The organism is Microcystis sp. M53603_WE2 (genome assembly GCF_030065435.1).
This window is the reverse complement of the sequence record NZ_JASJFF010000235.1, coordinates 1-2581: the sequence shown is the minus strand read 5'-3', so window position 1 is coordinate 2581 and position 2581 is coordinate 1. Positions and strand designations below refer to the sequence as shown.

The following is a 2581-nucleotide window of genomic DNA, read 5'->3' as shown; positions in this document are numbered from 1 at the left end:
GTGGGGTGTGGGGTGTAGGGTGTAGAGTTTTACCAGTTTTGAGGTGGCCAATTACCTAATTTTCAGGGAAAAAGTGCCTAAATTTCGCCCCGATCACTCCCATATCTGGTACTTTTTGATTGACAAAAAGTCTAAAGGTCTTACCCAATAAGGTTTTTAGATTTATTCAGCAAGTCCTACATAAATACTAAAAAATCAACAAAACCCTTAGGGAGCGTCTCAGAAAAAATTGAAAAGAGGCTACTGGGTACATTTTTCGCTTGAAAATGTCTGTACCGTTGACTGTATCTGGAGTAGAGCGATTCCGTAGAGTTGGCTGTATAGTGATCGCTAACCAGATTGTAACAGATAGTGTGATTAATCTCTAGAGTAAGCGATTTCCTCTGTAGCCATGTTTTTGCTGGTTTTCTGCCCCGAAACAAGCTATAATGGTCGAGGGGTCAAATTTGAAAATTTTTGCCTCAAACCCTATCTGCGTAAGAACTTCAGGATTTGGCATCCAGTAGTTCATTGGTATTGTATTGCTTGAACTCAGGCTCTGTAAGACTTTTAGCCATAGCTAGTATGTTTATACGGAGGAAGTCCAGTTATCCATGACTACAATGCACAGCAAAGCAAAGGATTAAGCCCCCATCGCTACTACCGAATCACCCCCCTCTTAGGCTTCGCAGAACAACAACAGGAAGCTTATGCTTTGAAAGACCCCTAGTGGCAGTAGGAGAAGATTCTCCCACTGCCGGCAAACTTAAATGATCTCTCAATCTAGATCACTACCACTGGTCTGGCGGCAGCAATGTTGTAACCACTCAGTTGAATGATCGCATCACTAGCGGCTTGGAAACCGGCCGCTCCATTATTGAGAGCGATAAAAGTACCACTTTGACCTGTCACTTTAAAGGCCGCCGCCGTGTTAGCAGCAAAGGCCGCATTAGTCAAGACCAACTGAATCGCCGCTTCGGTTAAAGCAGTAGCTGTGCCTTTCGATGCGGTCAAAGTGATTGGTGCAATAGGCGCAGGGGCATTAATGCTATCAAGACTAGCACCTGTGCCATTGTAGCCTTGAATAACATCAAAGCCACTCAGCAGCGAATCACCGAGGGAATTGTAGGTCAAAGTATCCAATCCCGTGCTTCCCGTTAGGGTATCTTTGCCAAGACCGCCTGTCAGGTTATCATTACCCGCTCCACCGTTGAGATTGTCATTACCCGCTCCACCATCGAGGGAATTAGCCAGAGTATTGCCGATGATGTTGTCGTTGAGGCTACCACCAATAACATTTTCAAAAGCAGTGGCACTAGCTAGGGCGAGAGTGAGATTTCCGGCGGTGACGGTTTGGGCGACGGTACTGCCGAGATTGAGGTTGATGGTTTTAGCTGTGGTCGCCGCAAAGTTGAGGGTATCGATTCCAGAGGCATCAATTAGGAGGTCGCTATTCAAGACCAGATCCGTGTCGAAGAGGTAAGTGTCGTTATCGGCCCCACCATCGAGGGTGTCGTTGCCGCCTAAACCGCTAAGGGTGTTATTACCTCCCACTCCAGCCAGGGCATCGGCAAAGCTTGTCCCGACCAAGTTGTTATTAGCTGAGTTACCATCATTGTCAAGAATGGTGGCCGTAGCCGTGTCGGGTCCACTGATAGTGTAGCCGGCGGGGGCGGTAATTTTGGTGATGATCGTTTCACTGGGATCACTCAAGAGGTCATCTTTGGTGGGCAGAGTGATGGTAGCTGTGGGGGAAAGTGCCGCAAAGGTGACGGTGTTAGGAGTAGTGCCTGTATAGTCAACACCTGGAGTCGCTGTCCCCGCTAGGGTGTAGTTGACGGTTAAGGCACTGGAGAGGTCGCCGGTACGGGTGAGGGTAAAGACACTGCTTACTGAACCGGCTTCGTTACCATCGGTGGTTTTCACCAGAGTGAGGATGCCAAGGTCGTCATCGATGATTGTCGCCGTCGCCGTGTCAGGTCCACTGATAGTGTAGCCGACGGGGGCGGTAATTTTGCTGATGATCGTTTCACTGGGATCTACCACACTATCGTCGATGGTGGGCAGAGTGATGGTGGCTGTGGATGAACCTGCCGCAAAGGTGGCTTGGCCTAAACTGGGATCATTGTAGTCGCTGCCGAGGGTAGCAGTACCCGCCAGGGTGTAGTTAACCGTTAAGGCACTGGAGAGGTCGCCGGTGCGGGTGAGGGTAAAGACACTGCTCACGGAACCGGCTTCCTTACCGTCGGTGGTTTTGGCGATCAAGATTGATTTTGTCGTAATCCCCCCATCACCATAGATTTTGACATCATCAAGGTTCCACGAACTTACTGTAAATACATCAGAACTACCAACATTGAACCCGAAACGAATTTGAGTTGAGGCACTCTTGTAGGCACTAATATCAAATTGTTGAGGGGTCCAAGCGTTATCTTGGACTCCTGGAGCCTCGTCGAAATTGTTAGGCAAAAGATTGACCCAGCTAGAACCGTTGAATATCTCAACTTTGTTCTGCATATAGGGAGTGTAGTCACTATTGAGCCAACGGGCAAATTCAAAGAACAACTGATTGGCCGTGCTGGTGTTGATAACCGGACTGGTT

General features: G+C 48.5%; 1 protein-coding gene. It reads right to left on the bottom strand.

Annotated features, from left to right (window positions below; all coding sequences use genetic code 11):
• Positions 1 to 762 precede the first annotated feature (762 nt).
• Positions 763 to 2581: Calx-beta domain-containing protein (locus PX481_RS05080; RefSeq protein WP_288093867.1), on the bottom strand; the 1819-nt coding region annotated here is incomplete at its 5' end.